20 protein-coding genes are annotated in these 19,981 nt (G+C 57.0%); 4 read left to right on the forward strand and 16 right to left on the reverse strand.

Going from position 1 to position 19,981, the window contains the following annotated elements; translation table 11 throughout:
- Positions 1-2: 2 nt before the first annotated feature.
- The 9 genes from hpaA to A6U95_RS04645 form a co-directional block, all read right to left on the reverse strand.
- Positions 3-899 (reverse strand): 4-hydroxyphenylacetate catabolism regulatory protein HpaA, encoded by an 897-nt coding sequence (gene hpaA, locus A6U95_RS04605; RefSeq protein ID WP_065683647.1) that lies wholly within the window; start codon positions 897-899, stop codon positions 3-5.
- Positions 900-981: 82 nt separating this feature from the next.
- Positions 982-2,352 carry a 4-hydroxyphenylacetate permease gene (gene hpaX, locus A6U95_RS04610; RefSeq protein ID WP_024527247.1) on the reverse strand — a complete coding sequence of 457 codons (1,371 nt, stop codon included), beginning with the start codon at positions 2,350-2,352 and terminating at the stop codon, positions 982-984.
- An 11-nt stretch (positions 2,353-2,363) separates the two neighbouring features.
- Complete coding sequence (gene hpaI, locus A6U95_RS04615; RefSeq protein ID WP_065683648.1) at positions 2,364-3,164, reverse strand: 4-hydroxy-2-oxoheptanedioate aldolase; 801 nt, start codon at positions 3,162-3,164, stop codon at positions 2,364-2,366.
- Between the two features lie 11 nt (positions 3,165-3,175).
- Positions 3,176-3,979 carry a 2-oxo-hept-4-ene-1,7-dioate hydratase gene (gene hpaH / locus A6U95_RS04620; RefSeq protein WP_021808005.1) on the reverse strand — a complete coding sequence of 268 codons (804 nt, stop codon included), beginning with the start codon at positions 3,977-3,979 and terminating at the stop codon, positions 3,176-3,178.
- Between the two features lie 14 nt (positions 3,980-3,993).
- Entirely contained in the window at positions 3,994-4,380 is a 387-nt protein-coding gene (locus A6U95_RS04625) for a 5-carboxymethyl-2-hydroxymuconate Delta-isomerase (protein ID WP_024527249.1), read from the reverse strand.
- A gap of 9 nt (positions 4,381-4,389) precedes the next feature.
- Positions 4,390-5,247 (reverse strand): 3,4-dihydroxyphenylacetate 2,3-dioxygenase, encoded by an 858-nt coding sequence (gene hpaD / locus A6U95_RS04630; protein ID WP_065683649.1) that lies wholly within the window; start codon positions 5,245-5,247, stop codon positions 4,390-4,392.
- 106 nt (positions 5,248-5,353) lie between these two features.
- Positions 5,354-6,808: a 5-carboxymethyl-2-hydroxymuconate semialdehyde dehydrogenase gene (hpaE, locus tag A6U95_RS04635; RefSeq protein WP_021808003.1), complete on the reverse strand. Its 1,455-nt coding sequence runs from the start codon at positions 6,806-6,808 to the stop codon at positions 5,354-5,356.
- Positions 6,805-7,569, reverse strand: coding sequence for a fumarylacetoacetate hydrolase family protein (locus tag A6U95_RS04640; protein WP_065683650.1), 765 nt, complete (start codon positions 7,567-7,569; stop codon positions 6,805-6,807). Before A6U95_RS04640 ends, hpaE begins: the two co-directional genes overlap by 4 nt.
- A 2-nt stretch (positions 7,570-7,571) precedes the next feature.
- Entirely contained in the window at positions 7,572-8,198 is a 627-nt protein-coding gene (locus A6U95_RS04645) for a fumarylacetoacetate hydrolase family protein (RefSeq protein ID WP_065683651.1), read from the reverse strand.
- A 260-nt stretch (positions 8,199-8,458) separates the two neighbouring features.
- On the opposite strand from A6U95_RS04645, the gene hpaR reads away from it, so the two are divergent.
- Complete coding sequence (gene hpaR / locus A6U95_RS04650; protein ID WP_065683652.1) at positions 8,459-8,902, forward strand: homoprotocatechuate degradation operon regulator HpaR; 444 nt, start codon at positions 8,459-8,461, stop codon at positions 8,900-8,902.
- 164 nt (positions 8,903-9,066) lie between these two features.
- Here the strand turns inward: hpaR and A6U95_RS04655 are convergent, their stop codons facing one another.
- The 7 genes from A6U95_RS04655 to A6U95_RS04685 all read right to left on the reverse strand — a co-directional run bounded on the left by A6U95_RS04655 (position 9,067) and on the right by A6U95_RS04685 (position 16,494).
- Complete coding sequence (locus A6U95_RS04655; RefSeq protein WP_065683653.1) at positions 9,067-9,858, reverse strand: SDR family oxidoreductase; 792 nt, start codon at positions 9,856-9,858, stop codon at positions 9,067-9,069.
- A gap of 4 nt (positions 9,859-9,862) precedes the next feature.
- The gene (locus A6U95_RS04660) at positions 9,863-10,654 is read right to left on the reverse strand and encodes a MoaF C-terminal domain-containing protein (RefSeq protein WP_065683654.1); all 792 of its coding nucleotides are present in this window, start codon (positions 10,652-10,654) and stop codon (positions 9,863-9,865) included.
- A 10-nt stretch (positions 10,655-10,664) separates the two neighbouring features.
- Positions 10,665-11,447: an SDR family oxidoreductase gene (locus tag A6U95_RS04665; RefSeq protein WP_065683655.1), complete on the reverse strand. Its 783-nt coding sequence runs from the start codon at positions 11,445-11,447 to the stop codon at positions 10,665-10,667.
- A complete protein-coding gene (locus A6U95_RS04670; RefSeq protein WP_065683656.1) occupies positions 11,440-12,027 on the reverse strand; it encodes a DUF3156 family protein in 588 nt (195 codons plus the stop codon). Before A6U95_RS04670 ends, A6U95_RS04665 begins: the two co-directional genes overlap by 8 nt.
- Entirely contained in the window at positions 12,002-13,495 is a 1,494-nt protein-coding gene (locus tag A6U95_RS04675) for an APC family permease (RefSeq protein WP_065683657.1), read from the reverse strand. Before A6U95_RS04675 ends, A6U95_RS04670 begins: the two co-directional genes overlap by 26 nt.
- A gap of 111 nt (positions 13,496-13,606) precedes the next feature.
- On the reverse strand, positions 13,607-14,785 hold the full coding sequence (locus A6U95_RS04680; protein ID WP_065683658.1) for an anaerobic sulfatase maturase: 1,179 nt from the start codon (positions 14,783-14,785) through the stop codon (positions 13,607-13,609).
- Positions 14,782-16,494 carry an arylsulfatase gene (locus A6U95_RS04685; RefSeq protein ID WP_065683659.1) on the reverse strand — a complete coding sequence of 571 codons (1,713 nt, stop codon included), beginning with the start codon at positions 16,492-16,494 and terminating at the stop codon, positions 14,782-14,784. Before A6U95_RS04685 ends, A6U95_RS04680 begins: the two co-directional genes overlap by 4 nt.
- 417 nt (positions 16,495-16,911) lie before the next feature.
- Here A6U95_RS04685 and A6U95_RS04690 point away from each other — a divergent pair, with 417 nt between their 5' ends.
- From A6U95_RS04690 to A6U95_RS04700, 3 genes are all read left to right on the forward strand, one after another.
- On the forward strand, positions 16,912-17,571 hold the full coding sequence (locus A6U95_RS04690; protein WP_024485482.1) for a LuxR family transcriptional regulator: 660 nt from the start codon (positions 16,912-16,914) through the stop codon (positions 17,569-17,571).
- Positions 17,572-17,677: 106 nt separating this feature from the next.
- Positions 17,678-18,868: an MFS transporter gene (locus tag A6U95_RS04695; protein WP_065683660.1), complete on the forward strand. Its 1,191-nt coding sequence runs from the start codon at positions 17,678-17,680 to the stop codon at positions 18,866-18,868.
- A complete protein-coding gene (locus tag A6U95_RS04700; RefSeq protein WP_065683661.1) occupies positions 18,865-19,977 on the forward strand; it encodes a class II histone deacetylase in 1,113 nt (370 codons plus the stop codon). Before A6U95_RS04695 ends, A6U95_RS04700 begins: the two co-directional genes overlap by 4 nt.
- The last annotated feature ends 4 nt before the right edge of the window (positions 19,978-19,981 follow it).

The raw sequence follows: 19,981 nt of genomic DNA on the forward strand, positions 1-19,981 counted from the left end.
GTTTACGACAGAACGTGTTGCGTAGCGCGATAGGCGGAAGGCGAACAGCCTTCCAGCCGATTGAAGAAGCGAGCGAAATAGGCAGGATCTTTAAACCCCAGGCTGTAGGCCGTTTCATGCACCGTGCAGGCGCTGAACAGCAGCAGCCGTTTGGCTTCACGCAACAGGCGATCGAAGATCAGCCTTTTGGGTGGCCGGTTGGCAAAACGGCGGCACAGGTCGTTGAGGCGTGATTCCGTCACCCCCAGCGACTGGGCATATTCCGGCACCGACAGGTGATCGCGAAAACGCTCGTCCACCATCTTGTTAAAACGCTGGAACAGCTTCAGTTCACCGCGTACGCCGCTGGCGGCCTTATCATCCAATGAGGCATTGCGTAGCATCAGCGTGAAGACCGCCTGGGCCAGCAATGCCAACGTCTGCTCGCGCCCGGCCATCTTTTGGCTAAACTCGCGGGCGATCAGTTCCCAATAATGCCCAAGCGCCGCCAACTCCTGCGGCACTGCGGCCAGCGAAAGGCAAATCCCCGGCATATCCAGCGCCAGATTGCTGCCCGGATACAGGCGCTCCAGCAACGGCCAGATCAGTTCCTGGCGCACCGTTAACACGTGGCCGTCGCTGTCTGGTTCGGTGAAAAAGGCGTGTGGCACCGAAGGCGGGGTGAGGATAAACAGCGGAGCCTGTACCGAATAGTGTTGATCGTCCAGCTGCAGCTCTATCCTGCCGGTGGCCAGATAATGCAGTTGGAAGAAGCGATCGTGCCAGTGCACCTGCATATCCCGGCCAAAAAATGCCGCCAGTCCGGCAAAGGTTTCGTAGTGCACCTCATCAGCGGCGTAACGCGCGTCATACTCTTTGCCAATATCGATATTGGCGATAAAGCCGGTACTTTTCTGCACGCTGTCCTCCGGTGAAAATAAGAGAAGGAAATTCCCCCTCTCCCAAAAGGAGAGGGGCGTCTTCTCAAGCAGTATCCAAAGTTTATGGCGTGGCCCGTGGGCGTGAATCCTTCATCGGGATACGCCATACCAGCACGGCCCCGATAATCAACAACGCCGAGACAAAATAGAGCCCAGAGTTAAAGCTGCCGGTCACATCCTTGAACCAGCCGATCAACAGTGGGCTGACCGCCGAGCCGATGTTACCGGTGGCGTTGATCACCGCGATCCCCACCGCTCGAGCTTCAAAGCTGATTGACTGATCCGGCGTGGTCCAGAAGATCGCCATCGCGGTAAAGGAGCCGACCGACGCCATCACGATCCCCAACAATTGGACCATACTGTGATTGGTCGCCGAAGCCAGCAGCCAACCCGCCGCGGCAAACAGATAAGGCAGTGCGGTGTGGAACTTACGCTCTTGCAGGCGATCCGAACGTTTACTCCACCAGATCATACCGGCGATGGTACAGATTTGTGGGATCGCCGCCAGAAAGCCGATCATGATGTTACTGCTGCTCTGGTTGAAGCTCTGCAAGATCTGCGGCGTCCAGATATTGATGGCGCTAAGGGTATTGGTGAGGCAGAAATAGGCCAGCGTATACATCAGCACCACCGGCGTCAGCACCTCACGCCACAGGCTGCGCTGTTGCAATGCGCGGTGGCTGCTCGGCCCTTCCGGCTGCACCAGTTGCAGTTTGTCGGCTTCCATCATCGCCTTCAGGCTGGCCTTCTCTTCGCTGGTCAGCCACTTGGCCTTGGCCGGCGTGTCGTCCAGATAGAACCACACCACCACGCCGAGGATCACCGAAGGAATGCCTTCCAGCAGGAACAGCCATTGCCAACCTTTCAGGTTCATCATGCCGTCCAGCGCCAGAATATAGCCGGACACCAACGAACCTACTGCCATCGTAACGGGCATGGCAATCATAAACAAAGCGTTGGCCCGGGCGCGGTAGAACGCCGGGAACCAGTAGGTGAGATACACCAGGATCCCTGGCAGGAAGCCCGCCTCGGTAATACCGACGATCATCCGCAGCACGTACAGACTGGTTGGCCCAGTGGCGAACATGGTGCAGGTAGAAGCAATGCCCCATAGCACCATGATGGTGGCGATCCAACGCCGTGCCCCCACCCTGCTCAGCATCATGTTGCTGGGGATGCCGAAGATCACGTAGGTGACGTAAAACAGCGTTGCGGCCAGGCCGAACATGGTGGAGCTAAGACCGAGGTCCTGCTTCATGGTCAAACCGGCAAACCCGATGTTGATGCGGTCAAGGAACGAGAAAACAAACAACACAAATAAGAAAATAATCAGGCGCCGAAATAACTTTTTAATCACCGACTGCTCGGTGGCGGTTAACGCTTTATGTTGCTCTGCCGGGTTCAGTGGCTTGAGCGAATCGACGTTGCTCATGATGACTCCGATTAGTAAACGCTCTGGGATGGAGGTGGCTCCGCCGCTTTATCCTGTTTGAAACTGCTGAGCAGGGAGTCTGCCGCCCGTACCAGCAGAGTGGTATCCACGCCAACGGCAACAAACAACGCGCCGGATGCCAGATAGTGCTGCGCCAGTTCCTGCTGTGCCATCAGGATGCCCGGTGCCTTGCCTGCGGCACTGATGCGGGCAATGGCATCGTCAATAGTGCGCTGCACTTCGGGATGCTGCGGATTACCGGCAAAGCCCATGTCGGCACTCAGATCCGCCGGGCCGATAAAGACGCCGTCGACCCCTTCCACCTCCAGGATGGCATCCAGATTTTTCACCGCCTCTCGGGTTTCGATCTGTACCAACACACACATCTGGCTGTCGGCAAGATGCAGGTAATTCGGCACCCGGTTCCAGCGCGAGGCGCGAGCCAGCGCACTGCCAACCCCGCGAATGCCGTTTGGTGGATAGCGGGTAGCCCGCACCGCCTCCTGCGCCTGTTCGGCGTTTTGGATCATCGGGATCAACAGGGTTTGCGCACCAACGTCCAACAGTTGCTTGATCAGCACCGGATCGTTCCAGGCCGGACGCACCACCGGATGGCTGGGATAAGGCGCCACCGCCTGCAACTGCCCCAATACCGTTTGCACATTGTTAGGCGCATGTTCGCCATCGATCAGCAGCCAGTCGAACCCGGCGCCGGCCAGCAGTTCCGCGCTGTAGCTGCTGCACAGCCCCAGCCACAGGCCGATCTGCGGGCGTTTTTCCTGCAAGGCCTGTTTGAAATGGTTAGTTATCATCGTGTTGCTCCCTAGACAAACCGGCAGCTGATGCAGCCCATCGGACCATAGTCGGCATGGAAGGTATCGCCGCGCCGTGCCGCCACCGGGCGGGTGAAGGAACCGCCAAGGATGATTTGCCCGGCCTCCAGCTCCACGTCGTACGGGGACAGCTTATTAGCCAGCCAGGCCACGCCGTTGGCCGGATGATTGAGCACCGCCGCCGCCACGCCAGATTCTTCAATCACGCCATTGCGATACAGCAAGGCACTGATCCAGCGAAGATCCAGCGCATCAGGCTTGATCGGCCTGCCGCCCATCACCACTCCGGCGTTGGCAGCATTGTCGGAAATGGTGTCGAACACCTTGCGTGGCCGCTGGGTTTGCGGATCGACGTTATGGCTGCGGGCGTCGATGATCTCCAGCGCCGGGATCACATAGTCGGTAGCGTTATAGACATCAAATAGCGTGCAGTTCGGCCCACGCAGCGGCTTCGCCAGCACAAACGCCAGTTCGACTTCGACGCGTGGCACGATAAAGCGATCGATCGGAATGTCGCTGCCATCGTTAAAGAACATGTCGTCCAGCAGCGCGCCGTAGTCCGGCTCGGTGATCTGCGAGCTGACCTGCATGGCGCGCGAGGTCAGCCCGATCTTATGCCCCTTCAGCGTGCGCCCTTCGGCGATCTTCAGCTCAACCCATTGACGCTGGATAGCATAGGCATCTTCTATAGTGATCTCCGGGTGATCCAGCGATAACGCGCGGATCTGTTCCCGGCTCTGCTCGGCCTGATGCAGGCGCTGCACGGCTCGGCTCAGTACGTCTTTATCCAGCATTTACCACCCCTTGTTCAGTCCTTGCTAAACAGCGCATGGACGTTGTTTTGCTTGTAATTCAGCACCGGATCCAGCTCTTCCATGGTGAAAGAGAGGGCCAGATAGCGCTTGGCCATCAGCGCTGCAAAGTGATCCTTGATCAGGATGAACAGCATTTCTCCCACCTGTTGGCGGCTCTCCAGACTGCGGCCGTGGCCAATCTTCAGCGTCATATGCACAAAGGCATAGTTCTGCTTGCCGTCGGCCATCTGCCAGGTATCCAGCCAGATGGCGCGGCTCCGGATGCCAGCCAGCGGGAAGATGCCGGTTTCCGCCAGCGCGTGATTAACCTTGTCAAACAGCGCTGGCAAATCCGCCTCCCGGCGGATGTTGTCGGTACATTCAGCGTAAAAATGGGGCATTGGGTATCCTCAGGCTTGAGCGGGAAGCGGGAATATGCCGTTGACCTGGCCGGTTCCGGAACTGGCAAACAGCGGGGTAACGAACTCCACCTTGCCCTGGTACTTGTCCCAGCCCAGCAGGCCCAGCAACATCACGGTGTCGTGCATATTGCCTTCGCCATAGCAGTAATCGGCGTACTCCGGCAGCATTTCGCAAAACTCGCGGAAGCGCCCTTCTTCCCACAGTTTCACTACCCGTTCGTCCATCTGCTGGTCGAACTGGCGGGTGTAGCTGTTCATGCCCTGCTCGGCACGTTGATCGTCGATAAAGCGGTGTGACAGCGAGCCGCTAGCCAATACCGCCACGGTGCCGTCGTATTTCTCAATCGCAGTTTTGATCGCTTCGCCCAGGCGGCGGCTATCGGCAAAGCCATGCACGGTGCAGAAGGCAGAAATGGAGATCACCTTGAAGTGGCGGTCGCTGTTCATGTAGCGCATCGGCACCAGCGTACCGTACTCCAGCTCCAGGCTTGGGATCTCATGGGCCTTGGCACGTACGCCAAGCTTGCGGGCTTCATCGGCAATCATCTGTCCCAGCTCTGGGTTGCCGTCGTATTCATAGGTCATGTCACGAATGAAGTGCGGCAGCTCGTTGCTGGTGTAAAGCCCTTTGAAATGCGAGTTACAGTTGATGTGGTAGGCGCTGTTCACCAACCAGTGGGTGTCGAATACGATAATGGTGTCGACGCCCATTTCACGACAGCGGGCGCTGATCTCTTTGTGACCATCAATGGCGGCTTGACGGCAGCCATGGTGTTCTCCTGGCAATTCAGACAGGTACATCGAAGGAACGTGTGTAATCTTTGCGGCTAATGCTAATTTACCCATATGTCCTCCTATCCCCTTTATCTTTCAGCCTGCAGCACGGCTGGCCGCAGGCTGATATCTATCGGGTCTAGTCCTTGGTTGTTGTTTTAAAGGGCACGGAGCTATCTCACACTCCCCAACGTGGGATCGGATGATCCCCCATGGAGATACAAACGTTTTTCATCTCGGCAAACACTTCGAAGCTGTACTCACCGCCTTCACGGCCGGTGCCAGAGGATTTCACCCCGCCAAACGGCTGGCGCAGATCGCGTACGTTCTGGGTGTTGACGAAAACCATACCCGCTTCAATATTGCGGGCCAGACGCAGGACTTTGCTCACATCCTGCGTCCAGATGTACGACGCCAGGCCGTACTCCACATCGTTGGCCATGCGCAGGCCGTCTTCTTCTGATTTGAACGGCAGGAGGCAGGCCACCGGCCCGAAGATCTCTTCCTGCGCGACACGCATATTGTTGTTAACATCGGCCAGCACCGTTGGGCGCAGGAAGTTGCCGTGGCTCAAACCGGCCGGTTTATCCGGGCCACCTGCCAACAAAGTGGCCCCTTCTTCGATGCCCAAGCGAATATAGCCGGAGACTTTTTCCCAGTGCTGCGGGCTGATTAACGCACCGACCTGAGTATTGGGATCCATCGGATCGCCTACGCGCAGGCGGTTGGCACGCTCGGCAAAGCGTTTGACGAATTCCGGGTAAATACTTTCCTGAATAAAGATGCGTGAACCCGCGGTGCAGCGTTCACCGTTAATCGAGAAGATGGTGAACAGTGCAGCATCCAGCGCCCGCTCGATATCGGCATCCTCAAAGATCAGCACCGGTGATTTGCCGCCCAGCTCCATCGAGAATTTCTTCAGCCCGGCGCTTTCAATAATGCGGCGGCCGGTTGAGGTGCCCCCGGTGAAGGACACTGCACGCACGTCTTTATGGCGTACCAGAGCATCCCCCGCCGTTGCGCCATAGCCTTGCACCACGTTCAGCACCCCGGCAGGAATACCGGCTTCCAGCGCCAGTTCACCCAGGCGATCCGCCGTCAGTGGCGACAGTTCGGACATTTTCAGCACTGCGGTATTACCTAACGCCAGGCAAGGTGCTGTTTTCCAGGTGGCGGTCATAAACGGCACGTTCCACGGCGACACCAGCGCACACACGCCCACCGGTTGGATCAGCGTGTAGTTGAGCATCTTGTCGTCCACCGGGTAGGTGCGGCCATTCATCTGCTGGCAGATCTCGGCAAAGAACTCAAAGTTGTGCGAGGCGCGTGGGATCAGCACGTTTTTGGTCTGGTGGATCGGCAACCCTGTATCTGCGGTTTCCATCTCGGCAATCTGCGGCACGTTCTGGTCGATCAGTTCACCCAGGCGACGCATCAGGCGTGCCCGCTCTTTCATCGGCGTATTGGCCCATTTCGGGAAGGCTTCTTTTGCCGCAGCGACTGCCTGGTCGATTTCGAGCTGGCCACCGGACGCCACTTCCGCCAGCACTTCGCCGTTAGCCGGGTTGGTGGTGGTGAAATACTCTTTGCTGGCGACGTTCTTGCCGTTGATCCAATGGTTGATGGTTTTCATCCCTTGCTCTCCTCGTAATCTTTTTCACTGATGATGTGGTTAACCAAACGGCCAATGCCTTCGATCTCAACCACAATTTCATCCCCAGGCTGCACGTCGGCCAGCCCTTTCGGCGTGCCGGTGGCGATCATGTCGCCAGGCTGCAACGTCATAAATTCACTCAGGTATTCGATCAGGAACGGGATGTCGAAAATCATGTCAGCGGTGGTGCCGCGCTGGCGCAGTTCACCGTTAACGTAGGTGCTGAGCGTCAGGTTATGCGGATCTGCGACATCGTCACGATCGACAATGTAGGGGCCGATAGGCGTCAGGGTGTCGCGGCTTTTCACCCGCAGGTTGGGGCGGTAGTAGTTTTCCAGGTAGTCGCGGATGGCGTAGTCGTTGCACAGGGTGTAACCGGCCACGTAATCCATCGCCTGTTCGCGGCTGACGTTGCGCGCAGTTTTACCGATCACCGCCACCAGCTCGGCTTCGTAGTGCATGTATTCCACCTGCGCCGGTCGCACGGAAACCTGGCGGTGACCGGTCAGGCTGTTTGGCCCTTTGAGGAACACCAAAGGCTCTTCCGGCGCTTTAAACTCCAGCTCACTGGCGTGATCGGCATAGTTCAGGCCGAGGGCAAATATCGTGCCCTGCGCCGGTGGCAGCCATTCCACATCGTGCTCATCGAGCTTGCTGCCATCGGGCAGGGTAACGCTTAACTGGTCGTCTACGGTGACGTTAACAATCTGGCCATGATGGCGGATACGAGCATGTCTCATGGTTATTCTCCTGCCTGCGTCACTTGGTTGGTAAGGGTTGGCAAACCTGCGGCCCGCACCGTCACTTGATCACCCGGCTTGATCTCAACCCGCTGGTGTGGCGTGCCAATCAGCACCGCATCCCCCGGTTGCAGGGTAATAAAATCGCTGATGGCGGCGATCAGTTCCGGCACCGAACGCACCAGATCGGCCGTTGACCAGCGATCCTGCTCCACGCCGTTGATTTCGGTGATAATTTCCAGGTTGCTGGTGCTAGCCAATGAAGCCACCTCTCCCAGCGGGCAGAAGCCGTCACGGCATTTGGCCTTGATCGCCGGGCGATAGAAGCTGGTTTCCGGCAGGCTGACGTCGTTAGCCAAGGCATAACCGGCCACATAATCGGCCACCTTATCCGCCGCCACCTTGCGCGCGGTGCTACCGATCACGACTGCCAGCGTTGCGCCACTTTGCACGGTTTCACCGGTCGGGAACGGAATGCTGCCGCCGTTGGCAAGATAGGTATTGCGCGGTTTGATAAACCACACCGGCGTCTTGGGCGGCGTTTGGTAAGGGGCGGCGCGAAACGCCTGATCCCAGGCATCAAGCTGGCTGCGGTGGTTAAGTGCTACGGAAAATACGGTGCCTTTCATGCAGACTCCTTCTACGGATCGCCAATCATTAATATGTTAATGAATACTTTTATACGCTGTTCAGCATTTACGCAACGTTGTTAATTTAATTTGTGATCGTGATAACGAAATATTCACAAATTATGCACATTAGCGTTATTAATCAGCAAATTAACCTTTTTTGCAGGATTTTTACGTGACGGATCGCGTTTTGCCGTTCTCCGCCGGTCAAAAATTGGCTACTATTAAGTTGTTAATAAAATTAAGCCAAGGCCATCGACATGCATGAATCGTTAACCATCGCCCTGTTGCAGGCGCGTGAAACCGCCATGGGGTTCTTCCGCCCGATCCTGAAAAGCCACAATCTGACAGAGCAACAATGGCGCATCATTCGCGTATTGGCCGATAACCGTTCCATTGAGTTTCACGAGTTGGCCGCAGAAACCTGCATCCTGCGCCCCAGCCTGACCGGCATCCTGTCGCGCATGGAGCGGGATAAGCTGATCTTTCGCCTCAAGCCGGTTAACGATCAGCGCAAGCTGTACGTGTCCTTGACTCAGCAGGGACAGGAGCTGTATGAACTGGCACGCCACCAGGTGGAACAGGGATATGGGGAGATAGAAGCGGCATTCTCGAAGCAGAAGATGGAACAGTTGATGGAGCTACTCGACGAGCTGATCCGCTTAGGGGATCAACATGCCAACAACGTAGTTGCTCACAAATAGCCCAGCCCCCCAACCCAGGGAGCTGACAGTCCCTGCTCTGTTGGGATAAAGAGGGTAATCTCAGCAAACTCGATCGCCCCTTAATACAAGGTGCGTCACCGAATTTTCAAACCCACTCGCTCGGTCCCCTCGCCCTGTGGGAGAGGGTTAGGGTGAGGGTATCCTCAGAGACTAGCAGGTTGAGCTTCCGGCAAGAGCGCACCACCATCCACCACCAACGTCTGGCCGGTGATATAGCTCGCAGCCGGTGAGGCTAAAAAGACCATTGCGGCAGCGATATCCTCCGGCTCCCCCAGCCTGCCTAACGGCACCGCAGAGGCAATCGCCTGGTTCACCGCGTCCCCGCCCAGATTTGCCATCGCGGGCGTGCGGATCATTCCCGGTTCCACGCCATTCACCGTGATCCCTTCACATGCCAGTTCCAACGCAGCAGCACGAATAAAGCCGTTAACTCCCGCCTTGGAAGCCGCATAGTGCGCCAACCCTGGGTAGGCCACCCTTGGCCCTGTGACCGACGAGGTCACCAGAATGCGTCCGCCACCCTGGCGCTTCATCCACGGCAACGCCGCCTGCGCCAGAAAGAACGGGGCCATCAAATTGACGCTTAACGTACGTTGCAGCAGTTCGGCATCTATCTGGCTAAACGGCCTTAGCGGAAAATAAGCGGCGTTGTGGATCACCACGTCCAGCCGTTGATGCTGCTGCGCTGTCAGTTCTACCAGCTCAGCAATCTGCCCTGCATCAGCCATATCACAACCTGCGGCCTGCACTTGCCAACCCAGCTGGCACAGGCTTTCAGCCACCTCCTGCGCCTTTTGCCGTTGTAGATCGGCCATCACCACCTTGGCCCCCAAACGAGCAAAGGCGCTGACGATCGCCAGCCCAATGCCCTGCGCACCGCCGGTCACCAGCACCACCTGCCCGGTAAACGCATCACTGGCATAAATCGGCGTCATCGGCTCAGGCCTTTGGGTAATGCGTGGTGTTAAGGATCTGCGCGTGAGCGCCCACGGCAAAGTTGCTCAGGCTGCTGAAATCACTGCCCTGATAGCCGAGGATCTTGCCATCGGTGCGCATCTCTTGCAGATCGATCATCACCACGCCCAGCGTTGGGATAATTTTCTCGCGCCAGACGAACAGATAAAGCTTCTCCGCCACTTTGACGTAATGGCAGCGATCAACATCCGCCAGCCCTTTCTCGACCCCGTCCAAACACTGCCAGGCGTAGAAATTATTGTTCAGATAAATATGCTCATAGCGCTCCGTCGGGCTGTAGGTATACATATTACGCATCCCAATCAGTTCGTCGGTAAACTGCGGCAACGGTGCATCGCTGTTGTCCAGGCGGCCAAAGCGGAATTCAGCATTCACCGCAGTCAGCGGCAAGCCCTGCTCCACCCGGCTAAAGGCATCCAGCCGCGCCTGTGACTCATCCGGTAACTGACCATAGACGGCGGTAAAGTTACCCTGCTGACGATCGCACACCAGCGTAACGCTGCCGCTGGGCCGCTGCGGATCGAGGAAATCGATAAACAGGATCCCCGGACGAATGCCGGTGGCTCGGTAGTCAACCCGTTGATCTCCCCACTGCAGGGTTTGATCGTCGTTAAAGCTGCAGTGCACCGTTTCCCCTTCGGCAAAATGGAACGCCAGCGTAGTACCGGCTAAATCCTGCTGTGCCAGCGTATGACTGTGAGGAGCGAAACCTTCCGCCAATGCGCCAACCTGAATAAATACCGCTTCTGAACTCATGACAATCTCCTTACAGGGAAGTGAAAGCTAAGGTCGGCACATCGACAATGGTGGAACCGCCATCGGCCACCAGCGTCGCGCCGGTAATAATTGACGCCTGCGTTGAGCAGAGAAAACGACACACTTGGGCAATCTCTTGCGCACTGGCCGGGCGGCGCAGCGGCACATCGCGACAGACATGTTGATAGGCCTGCTCGAGCGTTAAGTTATGTGCCGCCATCAACGGCTGCATTTCTTCATCGGCCATCGGCGTGGTCACCCAGCCGGGGCAAACGGCGTTGGCACGTACGCCCTGTGGGCCATAATCGCGGGCGATAGAACGCATCAGGCCGATCAGCGCATGTTTGGCGGTGACATAGCCACACACCTCCGGCCCGGCGGCCAACGAGGCGATCGATGCGACAAACAGCAGATTACCGCAGCTTTTCACCAACTCCGGCAAACAGGCCCGGGCACTGGCAAACGCGCTGTTGAGGTTGCTGTCCAGCGCTTGCTGCCACTGGGCATCGGTGACTTCGGTGATACGGCCCAACCCCATCCCGCCAGCGCTGGCGATCAGGCAGTCGATACGTCCGGCCTGCTGTAAAATCGCTGGCAGAATGTCGGTGTGCCAACTGGCTCCACTGGCGGCGTCCCCAACTACGGCATGTGCTCCAATCTCCGCAGCCAAGGCGTTCAAGGGTTCGCGGCGGCGGCCAACGATAAATACCAGGTCCCCCTCCTGCACCAGCAAACGCGCACAAGCAGCGCCAATGCCGGTTCCGCCGCCGGTAATGACCACCACTCTACTCATTACATTTCTCCATCAACTGGCCGATCATCAGGAAACTACTCAGCAGCAAGCGCCGCTGCTCGGCCTCCAAGCGCAGATAGCGACGGCTGGCGGGTAGGCGGCTGACCACTTCGGAAGCGGCAAAATGCTCAATATCCAACTGCCAGCGGCCCTCTGTTATCGTGAGCGTGGCGCGGCGAAAATCGAGCTTGGCTAGCGTGTCGCCGATTTGTGGGTATTGCTGCAACGCGGCGATCAACTGCCGAGCACCATCATGTTTGGCCTTGGTGCGATAAATCACGCCATTACGGCGCAGCCAGCCACCGGTGATGATGTTGAGCACCTGCGGCTCGGTAAAGCGTACGCTGCCCTGCAAGCGGAAACGGTGGGTGACAATGTGCGCCAGAAACAGCGACTGCACCTGTTCAGCCACCTCGATCACCGGTCCCTGTGGTAGCGTGAGCCGCAACTGATTAACGGCAACGCGTTCACAGGCGTAAGGCCGCAGGTTATTGGCCAGGCGATCCATCGTCGTTCCCGGCTGATAGCCCGAAGGATCGCGGTGCCAGTAACGATTAAGTGAGGGAAGTAAGCCGATCAAATTCCACCTCCGCAGCTTCTGCCTTGTTGAAGGCACTTTCCAGCACCTCTTCCACCGGCACCGGTTTAAACGGATTCACCTTCTGTACGCACAGGGTCCAGAACAGCGCATAGGCGGAAGTCAGGCCGATCATGATGCCAAACGGGATATACACATCGCGCGGGTTCATGCCCGGTGGCGTGATGTAGAAAATCGCCAGCACGATACCGACGCTGGAGACAATCTGCGGCAACGGGAACCAGGGGGATTTATAGGCGCGTGGCAGATCCGGGCGGCGGATACGCAGGATCACCACCGAGCAGGTCACCAGCAGGTAAGCCACGCCCCAGGCACATACGGCGGCCAGCACCATCGGCATAATGCGGTCCAGATTGCCCTGAATGGCAAAAGCATGAACGCAGGGGATCAGCACCGCAGCGGCAATCGCGACTACCGGAGTTTTAAAGCGCGGGTGCAGATAGGCGAAGATGCGTGGCATAGCGCCATCCAACACCATGCCGTAGATAATACGTGGTACCGCCGCCATCAGGGTGTTAATAGTGGCCGCCCCGGCCAGCAGCAGCCCGACGCCCAGCCAGTATTTACCGAAGTTACCCATGATCTGGCCAGCAAATGCCGGGATAGCCATTGGCGTATCCAACAGGTGCACGTTATTGGCCGCATCCACCACCACGTTTTCCACCTGGTGGCTCAGTGCCGCACCGTATAACGCCATGCACAGCGCCACACCGCACAGCCCCAGGGACATGGCCCGTGGGATCACACGGTGAGAACGCTTAATTTCCGGTGCCATCGGCGTCACCAACTCGCAGCCGACGAACATAAACATCGCCATGCCGACCAGGCTGAACACCGCAAAGGGATCGCCGACATCCAGTGTGGTGCCAAACCAGCCTTCCAGCGGTACGGCATGCGGTAACAGCAACCCGGCGATCGAAAAGATCATCAAGGTGCTCCACATGCAGAACGTCAGCACGACCTCAGCCTTGCCAAAGGCTTCAATGCCAAACGCATTCAGAATACCGAAAATGATCACCAAGCCTACGCCGATCATCCATGAGCTGTTATTACTCTCCATCAAGGTGTTGAGGTGTTCAAAGTTCACCAGCGCCATGATGCCGGAAAGAATGGTTTCGGCAGTGCCAGCAAAGATATGGACGATCAGATAGGCAGACAGGGTGCCGGTAATGGCAAAAAAGCGCCCCATACCGCAGGAGATATAGTCATACACCGAGCCGGTGGTGGGCAGGATCGCCGCCGCTTCGGAGAAGGTAGTGAGCTGGGCTTGCATCATGATAAAGGCGATCAGCATCGCCAGCGCGAAGGTGTCACCGCCGATACCAAAACCGCTGGTAACGGTGAGGATCACCGGGCTGGCCATGATCACCCCAACCGAACTGGCTAACGTGGTGGGGAACCCGACCTTGCCCCGTTCTAGCTGGGCATTGAGCCGCGACGACAGGTTCATGGTATTTCCTCTTATAGTGGTTTTTACCCGGTGTTGTAGCCGCCAAGGGCGGTAATCTCACTATAGGAAGGAAAGCAAAAGGCTGGCTATCGTCCTTAAGGACGAGGTTGACTAACTTGTGGCAGAAATCACGCTGGAGCGCCACATCATCGCCCCTTGTGACGTTCTGGCAAAACTACGTAACGGTGCCAACACCTCAGAGAAGAAAGCGTAGTAACCGGCACACAGTCGGTTGTAGCGATCCTTACCGATATGCGCCGGGCAACCACCCTGGCACACCATCTTCACGCTACAGCTCTGGCATTCGCGCCGCAGGCTCTTGGTTTTACCAAACTCCATCTCGATGGCAGTATCCACATACTCGGCAAACTGACTGGCAAGATCAAAACGGCCCAACCTATGCTTGGCGTCGATCAGATGATCGCAGGCATACACACTGCCGTCCGGCTCCATCACCAGATTGCCGCCACAGCGGGCAGAGTGGACACAGTTGGGGCTGACGTGGGTGAAATACTGCGCGTAAACGTGCTCAATATTCATGATAAAAACCTGGCCGAGATGGCCCTGGCCACGCCAGCGGCGGTAGATCGCCACCATAAAGCGTCCCCAGTTGGCGGCACTCAAGCCATACCCTGCCGCCGGGGCATCGCCTTCCAGCATCAGTGGCTGAAACTGTAGGTAACGCACACCCAACGCGACAAAATGGTCGTACATCTCCTGTGCCCGCTCAGCTACACCATCATGTACCACCACCAGCAAATTGAATTCAATCTGATGCTGCTGCAATAACGCAATACCACGCAGCGCCGCGTCATAGCTGCTGTTGCCACGTTTATCTGGCCGATGGGTATCCTGGATCTGGCGGTCGCCGTCCAGACTGACGCCGATAATAAACTGATGCTGCTTAAACAGGCGGCACCAGGCTGCGTTCAGCAAGGTAGCATTGGTTTGCAGACTGTTGCTGATCAGCACACCGGGTGGCGCATACTTTTGTTGTAACGCCAGTGCCCGTTTGTAGAAACCAATCCCCGCCAGCAGCGGCTCACCGCCCTGCCAGACAAAGTTGATCTCCCGGCTGTAGCGCGGCTGGCTGGCGATATACTGGCGGATAAAACTCTCCAGCAGCGCCTCATCCATCTTCTGCGCTTGGTCCCGCTGCGGGTAATAACAGTAGTTGCAGGCCAGATTACAGCCTGCACCGATCGGCTTGACCAGCATATGGAAAGGCACGCTGGCGCGCGGTACGGTATTCACCGGGATCTGCTGCGCCCGCAGCAAGGCGATGTTCACTCTGCTGCCTGCGGTAACGGCTGATGCGTGGCCGGATCCAGGCCAATATAACTGTGAGTCTGTGGATCAACGCCCAGATAGTCGATCTCTTTACCTGCCGCCTCAACCACCATGCCCTTATCGGCATACTGCTGATATTCGCCACTCAAGCGTTTAACGCGATCGGGCTGGCTAGCCGCCAGATCGCGGGTTTCCAGCGGATCGTCCTGCAGATTGAACAGCCCCCACGCCGCCATATTCGCCTGCGGCCCACCGGCTACTAACCGCCGCAGCTTCCAGATGCCATCGACATAAGCCGCCTGGTTATGCAGCTCTACGCCATAGGTAGAACGCGGCGCGGCGGCGATATCACCGCTGAAATAGCGTTTAAAGCTCACGCCAATCATCGGGATGGCAGGCTTGGCCTTCAGGGGTTTGCTGGTATCAATATTGGCAAACTCATACAGCGTTGGCGCAATATCATAGACCGCCATCGGCGTTTTATCGATGCCACCTCGCTGCTTCAACTGCGGGGCAGAAATGATGAAATCGGTATTGATCCCGCCCTGCGCACTGGTGGTTTTATGGTAATTGGCATAAGGCGCGTTGCTGACGTTGGCCCAGTGCGGCCCGTAAGAGATAAACGATCCCTTGCGGCCCAGGTTGGCGTAACTGTTGTCGAACTGTTGCCAGAATTCAGGTTTGGAGCCGTAGTAAAAACCGCTGGCCGGGTTGGCACCGTTGTCGGTGGCAAAGATGATAATGGTGTTCTTATCACGCCCGGTCTGTTGCAGTGTTTTCATTACCCCGCCGATCTGATCGTCCATATAGGCGATCATCGCCGCATACACCTGCATGGTTTTGGCCGCATATTTCCGCTGTTCCGGCGTCATGGCCTGCCACTCTTTTTCCAGCGCCAAATGCGGCATTGGCGTGCTGTCGGAAATAATCCCCAGCGCCTTCAAGCGGTTGATACGTTGCTGGTATACCTGCTGATAACCCGCATCATATTTGCCGTCAAATTTGGCGATCCAGTCGTCAGGAGCCTGTAGCGGATCGTGTGGCGCGGTAAACGCCAGATAGGCAAATACCGGCTGGTCTTTTGGCGTGTCGGTGATCCATTGCTCCAACTGTGTGGCGTAAGCTTTGCTGGAGTAAAAATCCTGCGGTAGGGAAACGCGCTTGCCGTTCAGGGTATAGAAAGTATGGAAGGCTTCAACCGTTCCCAGGGGTACAGCGTCGTCAAAATGGCTGGTACCTCCGCCCATAAAAGCAAAGGCACGTTCAAAACCGCGATCGGTTGGCCCGGCTCCGTCGGTATAGCCAAGGTGCCATTTGCCCGCCATCATGGTGGCATAACCAGCATCTTTAAACCGTTCCGGCATGGTGGTAACCCGATCGGTCAGCCGCATCTCATAACCGGGGCGGGCGACGGTGCTTTCGTACCACCACATGCCACCCATGCCAGCCTGCTGGTTGGTGTTGCCGGTCATCAGCATCGAGCGCGCAGGTGCAGACATTGGCGAAGTATAATATTGGCTCATACGCACACCCTGTTCCGCCAGAGCTTGCAGGTTGGGCGTGGGGATCTCACCGCCAAATGGGCTGATATCGGAGTAACCCATATCATCCGCAATAATGATCAACACGTTAGGCCGCTCACCGTCTGCCGCATGAACCATGCCCGATAATGCGCTGCTCAATGCCACCGCCAAGGTCTTTTTCTTCATCACTGTCAGGCCTCATCTTTTTATCTGGTGTAGAACGCCAAGTTTTGCAGTGTAGTAAGTCATCGAAAAGTTTGGCTATCGTCCTTAAGGACTAGCCCGGAGGAGAGCGAAAATGGCAAGGGCGTGGCGCGGAGCAGAAGAGGGAGAAACGAGAAATCACTTTAAATTCAGCAGCAACCGTCAATATCATTCATTAATGTATTAATGAAACCACCACCCCACGCTGAAAAAATGCCCACTCACTCAACATGGGGATGTTGTTATTAATGTATTTTATTGCAATCCGGCTCACGTTGTTAATATGTTTTCGTTGTGTTGCATAATTGCTACACCTATGCTTGTATCGTTCACATATTGTCCAGATACCTTTGCAGGTGTCCTTCAGGGTACTGAGCGATCAACGGAGGAAAATGCATTATGACCACCACATCATCCTTCATGCGTAACGACGCTTTTATCTCGAGCTGTCTGAATACCATTGCGCATCTGATCCCAGTTTCAGCCGGGGTTTTTTATCTGGTGGACCCGGACCTGCGGCCAGATCACTACATTCTTCATGGCATTAGCGATGATACCCATCAGCAATATCTGGACCATTTTCAACAGCTGGACCCGTTAAAACCGGCCAACTTCCACCAGCAAGACATCCAGATGGTGAACATGACGCCAGCGGCGATCGCCAATAACCGCCACTATTATCACGACTTTATGCTGCCCAATCGCATGCGAGACATGACGGAGATTTTTATCCGCCAGCGTAAGCGGATTATTGCCGGGGTTTCTCTGATCCGCGATACGCCGTTCACCGAATTGGAACGCAGCCGCTTACGTGCGGTGCTGCCGTTGATCGAGTTGGCCACCCGCGATCTGCTGCCAGACAGTGAAGCCCAGTTGCTCACCGCCAAAGAGCAGGAGATCGTCAATATGGTGCGTGAAGGGGCCAGTAATAAGCGTATCGCCTTAAAGCTCGGCATTTCTCTATCGACGGTGAAAACCCATATGCGCAACATCTTTGCCAAAACCGCCGTGGTCAACCGCACCGAACTGGTCTCCAGCGGTTTTATTGCCTACGGCTGATCCTGACTAAAGCAGTAACACTCAACCATCCGCCAATGCTGGCGCGGCTTCCCCATGCTTAAAAAGCGTGGAGGGTAACGATTGACGAAACGCAAGGATAACGACGATGTCCAGTGATGCAGTTTCTGTGCCTTCTACCGGGGCCTTGCTCCCCTGCCCACCCAGGCTGTTAACGGCGATTATCGTGTTTGCCGCCATCGCGCCGGGGATCCTGATGACCGCTCCCGCCGTCGCTGCCCAGTTAGCCAGCCAGTGGCACCTCACACCTGGCCAGATCGGCCATCTGTTTTCCACCGAACTGGGAGCCATGAGCATTGCCACGCTGCCTGCCTGGTGGTGGATCAGCCGGATCAACTGGCGCAAAGTCGCTACGCTAGCAGCGATGGTCTTCCTGATCGGTAATCTGGCCTCGGCCATGACCACTGATTTCAGCTTGCTATTGGTCTTGCGGTTTATCGCTTCACTGGCCGGTGGCACGCTGATGATCCTCTGCATTTCTTGTGCGGCAGGTACCGCCAACCCCAGCCGAGTCTATGCCTTTTGGGTGCTGGGCCAACTGCTGCTAGGCGTGTTCGGCTTGCTGGCATTGCCCCCGCTGTTTGCTCATTTCGGCCTGATGGCGGTTTACCTTATCCTGGCGGCGATCATGCTGTGTTGCCTGCCGTTACTAAGCGCATTCCCCAGCGGCTTCCGCCATAGCCACAGCGCGGCCAGTCAGATGGCTCCAAGCCCACCCATCTACAAACTGTTTGCCGTGCTGGCGGTATTGGCCTTTTACATCAGCCTGAGTGCGGTCTGGACCTTTATCGGCACTATCGCCGAAGCCGCGGGCCTTTCACCGGTGCACAGCGGGCAGGTGCTGGCGGCCGCCACCCTGTTTGGCATCATCGGGGCTGGCGGGGCGGCACTGGTTGGCGCAAGACGCAGCCACAAGCCGTTGTTGTGGATCGGCTACGGCCTGCTGATTGCCAGCGTCCTGCTGCTGAGCCGCAACCCGCTACTCATTCGCTTCACCCTCGCTGCCGTGATGTTCAAGTTCACCTGGACCTTTGTGCTGCCCTTTATTCTGGCGCGCGTCTCGGTGCTGGATAACAACGGCAAGCTGATGAACAGCATCAATCTGGTGATTGGCGGCGGCATGGCCATTGGCCCTACGTTGGCGGGTTACCTGATCGAATCTTCCGGCGGGATCAACGCATTGCTGATCGGCGCATTGAGCTGTGCGCTGCTGTCACTGCTGCTGATCTCGCTGGCTTCACCGCGCGCGCCGCGCCGTTTAACAGGAGTCATAAGGTGAAAAGAACAACCGGTTTTTTCTTCGATGAACGCTGTTTCTGGCATAGCACCGGCTTACATGCCACCACGCTGCCGGTGGGCGGCTGGGTGCAACCGCCATCTGGAGCCGGGCATGCCGAGTCGCCGGAAACCAAACGGCGGATGAAAAACCTGATGGACGTTTCCGGCCTGTCGCGTCAGCTCAAGCTGCTGAGCGCCGAGCTGGCCGATGAGGAAGATTTACTGCGCATCCATCCGGCACATTACCTGCAACGCTTCAAACAGCTGAGCGATAACGGCGGCGGCATGTTGGGGGAAGAGGCTCCGCTGGGGCCAGGCAGCTATGAAATTGCCAAACTTTCCGCTGGGCTGGCCTGCGCTGCGGTCGAAGCGGTGCTGAAAGGGGAACTGGACAACGCCTATTCCCTCTCACGCCCGCCGGGCCATCACTGCCTGCCGGATCAATCGATGGGGTTCTGCTTCCTGGCTAATATTCCCATTGCCATCGAACGCGCCAAAGACCGCTTGGGGCTAGGCAAGGTGGCAGTGATCGACTGGGACGTGCACCACGGCAACGGCACCCAGCACATTTACTGGCAGCGCGACGACGTGCTGACCATCTCGTTGCATCAAGACGGCTGTTTCCCGGCGGGCTACGCCGGTGAACAAGATCGCGGTGAGGGAGCCGGAGCGGGTTACAACATCAATATTCCGCTGCTGGCCGGGGCCGGTGACGACGGCTATCAATACGCCATGCAGCAAATCGTCATTCCAGCGCTAGAGCAGTTTAAGCCAGAGATGATCATCATCGCCTGCGGTTACGATGCTAACGCCATCGATCCTCTGGCGCGGATGCAGTTACACAGCGACAGCTTCCGAGCCATGACCGCCCAGGTGCAAAGCGCTGCGGATCGGCTCTGCGGTGGCAAGCTGGTGATGGTGCACGAAGGGGGCTATGCCGAAGCTTATGTGCCGTTCTGCGGCCTGGCGGTAATGGAAGAATTGAGCGGCATACGCACCGAGGTGCAGGACCCAATGCTGGAATTCATTCAGCAACAGCAACCCCGCGAGGCCTTCAACCAGTTCCAGCGCGCCGCTATCGACCAGCTAGCACGCCAATTCAATTTATAGTTAC

The organism is Serratia sp. 14-2641, assembly GCF_001692375.1.
GTDB classification, from domain to species: Bacteria; Pseudomonadota; Gammaproteobacteria; order Enterobacterales; family Enterobacteriaceae; genus Chania; species Chania fonticola_C.

What these genes read in the sequence shown, in the direction of transcription:
- hpaX (WP_024527247.1), bottom strand. Translation starts at nt 2,352, where the DNA reads ATGAGCAACGTCGATTCGCTCAAGCCACTGAACCCGGCAGAGCAACAT.
- hpaI (WP_065683648.1), bottom strand. Translation starts at nt 3,164, where the DNA reads ATGATAACTAACCATTTCAAACAGGCCTTGCAGGAAAAACGCCCGCAG.
- hpaH (WP_021808005.1), bottom strand. Translation starts at nt 3,979, where the DNA reads ATGCTGGATAAAGACGTACTGAGCCGAGCCGTGCAGCGCCTGCATCAG.
- A6U95_RS04625 (WP_024527249.1), bottom strand. Translation starts at nt 4,380, where the DNA reads ATGCCCCATTTTTACGCTGAATGTACCGACAACATCCGCCGGGAGGCG.
- hpaD (WP_065683649.1), bottom strand. Translation starts at nt 5,247, where the DNA reads ATGGGTAAATTAGCATTAGCCGCAAAGATTACACACGTTCCTTCGATG.
- hpaE (WP_021808003.1), bottom strand. Translation starts at nt 6,808, where the DNA reads ATGAAAACCATCAACCATTGGATCAACGGCAAGAACGTCGCCAGCAAA.
- A6U95_RS04640 (WP_065683650.1), bottom strand. Translation starts at nt 7,569, where the DNA reads ATGAGACATGCTCGTATCCGCCATCATGGCCAGATTGTTAACGTCACC.
- A6U95_RS04645 (WP_065683651.1), bottom strand. Translation starts at nt 8,198, where the DNA reads ATGAAAGGCACCGTATTTTCCGTAGCACTTAACCACCGCAGCCAGCTT.
- hpaR (WP_065683652.1), top strand. Translation starts at nt 8,459, where the DNA reads ATGCATGAATCGTTAACCATCGCCCTGTTGCAGGCGCGTGAAACCGCC.
- A6U95_RS04655 (WP_065683653.1), bottom strand. Translation starts at nt 9,858, where the DNA reads ATGACGCCGATTTATGCCAGTGATGCGTTTACCGGGCAGGTGGTGCTG.
- A6U95_RS04660 (WP_065683654.1), bottom strand. Translation starts at nt 10,654, where the DNA reads ATGAGTTCAGAAGCGGTATTTATTCAGGTTGGCGCATTGGCGGAAGGT.
- A6U95_RS04665 (WP_065683655.1), bottom strand. Translation starts at nt 11,447, where the DNA reads ATGAGTAGAGTGGTGGTCATTACCGGCGGCGGAACCGGCATTGGCGCT.
- A6U95_RS04675 (WP_065683657.1), bottom strand. Translation starts at nt 13,495, where the DNA reads ATGAACCTGTCGTCGCGGCTCAATGCCCAGCTAGAACGGGGCAAGGTC.
- A6U95_RS04685 (WP_065683659.1), bottom strand. Translation starts at nt 16,494, where the DNA reads ATGAAGAAAAAGACCTTGGCGGTGGCATTGAGCAGCGCATTATCGGGC.
- A6U95_RS04690 (WP_024485482.1), top strand. Translation starts at nt 16,912, where the DNA reads ATGACCACCACATCATCCTTCATGCGTAACGACGCTTTTATCTCGAGC.
- A6U95_RS04695 (WP_065683660.1), top strand. Translation starts at nt 17,678, where the DNA reads ATGTCCAGTGATGCAGTTTCTGTGCCTTCTACCGGGGCCTTGCTCCCC.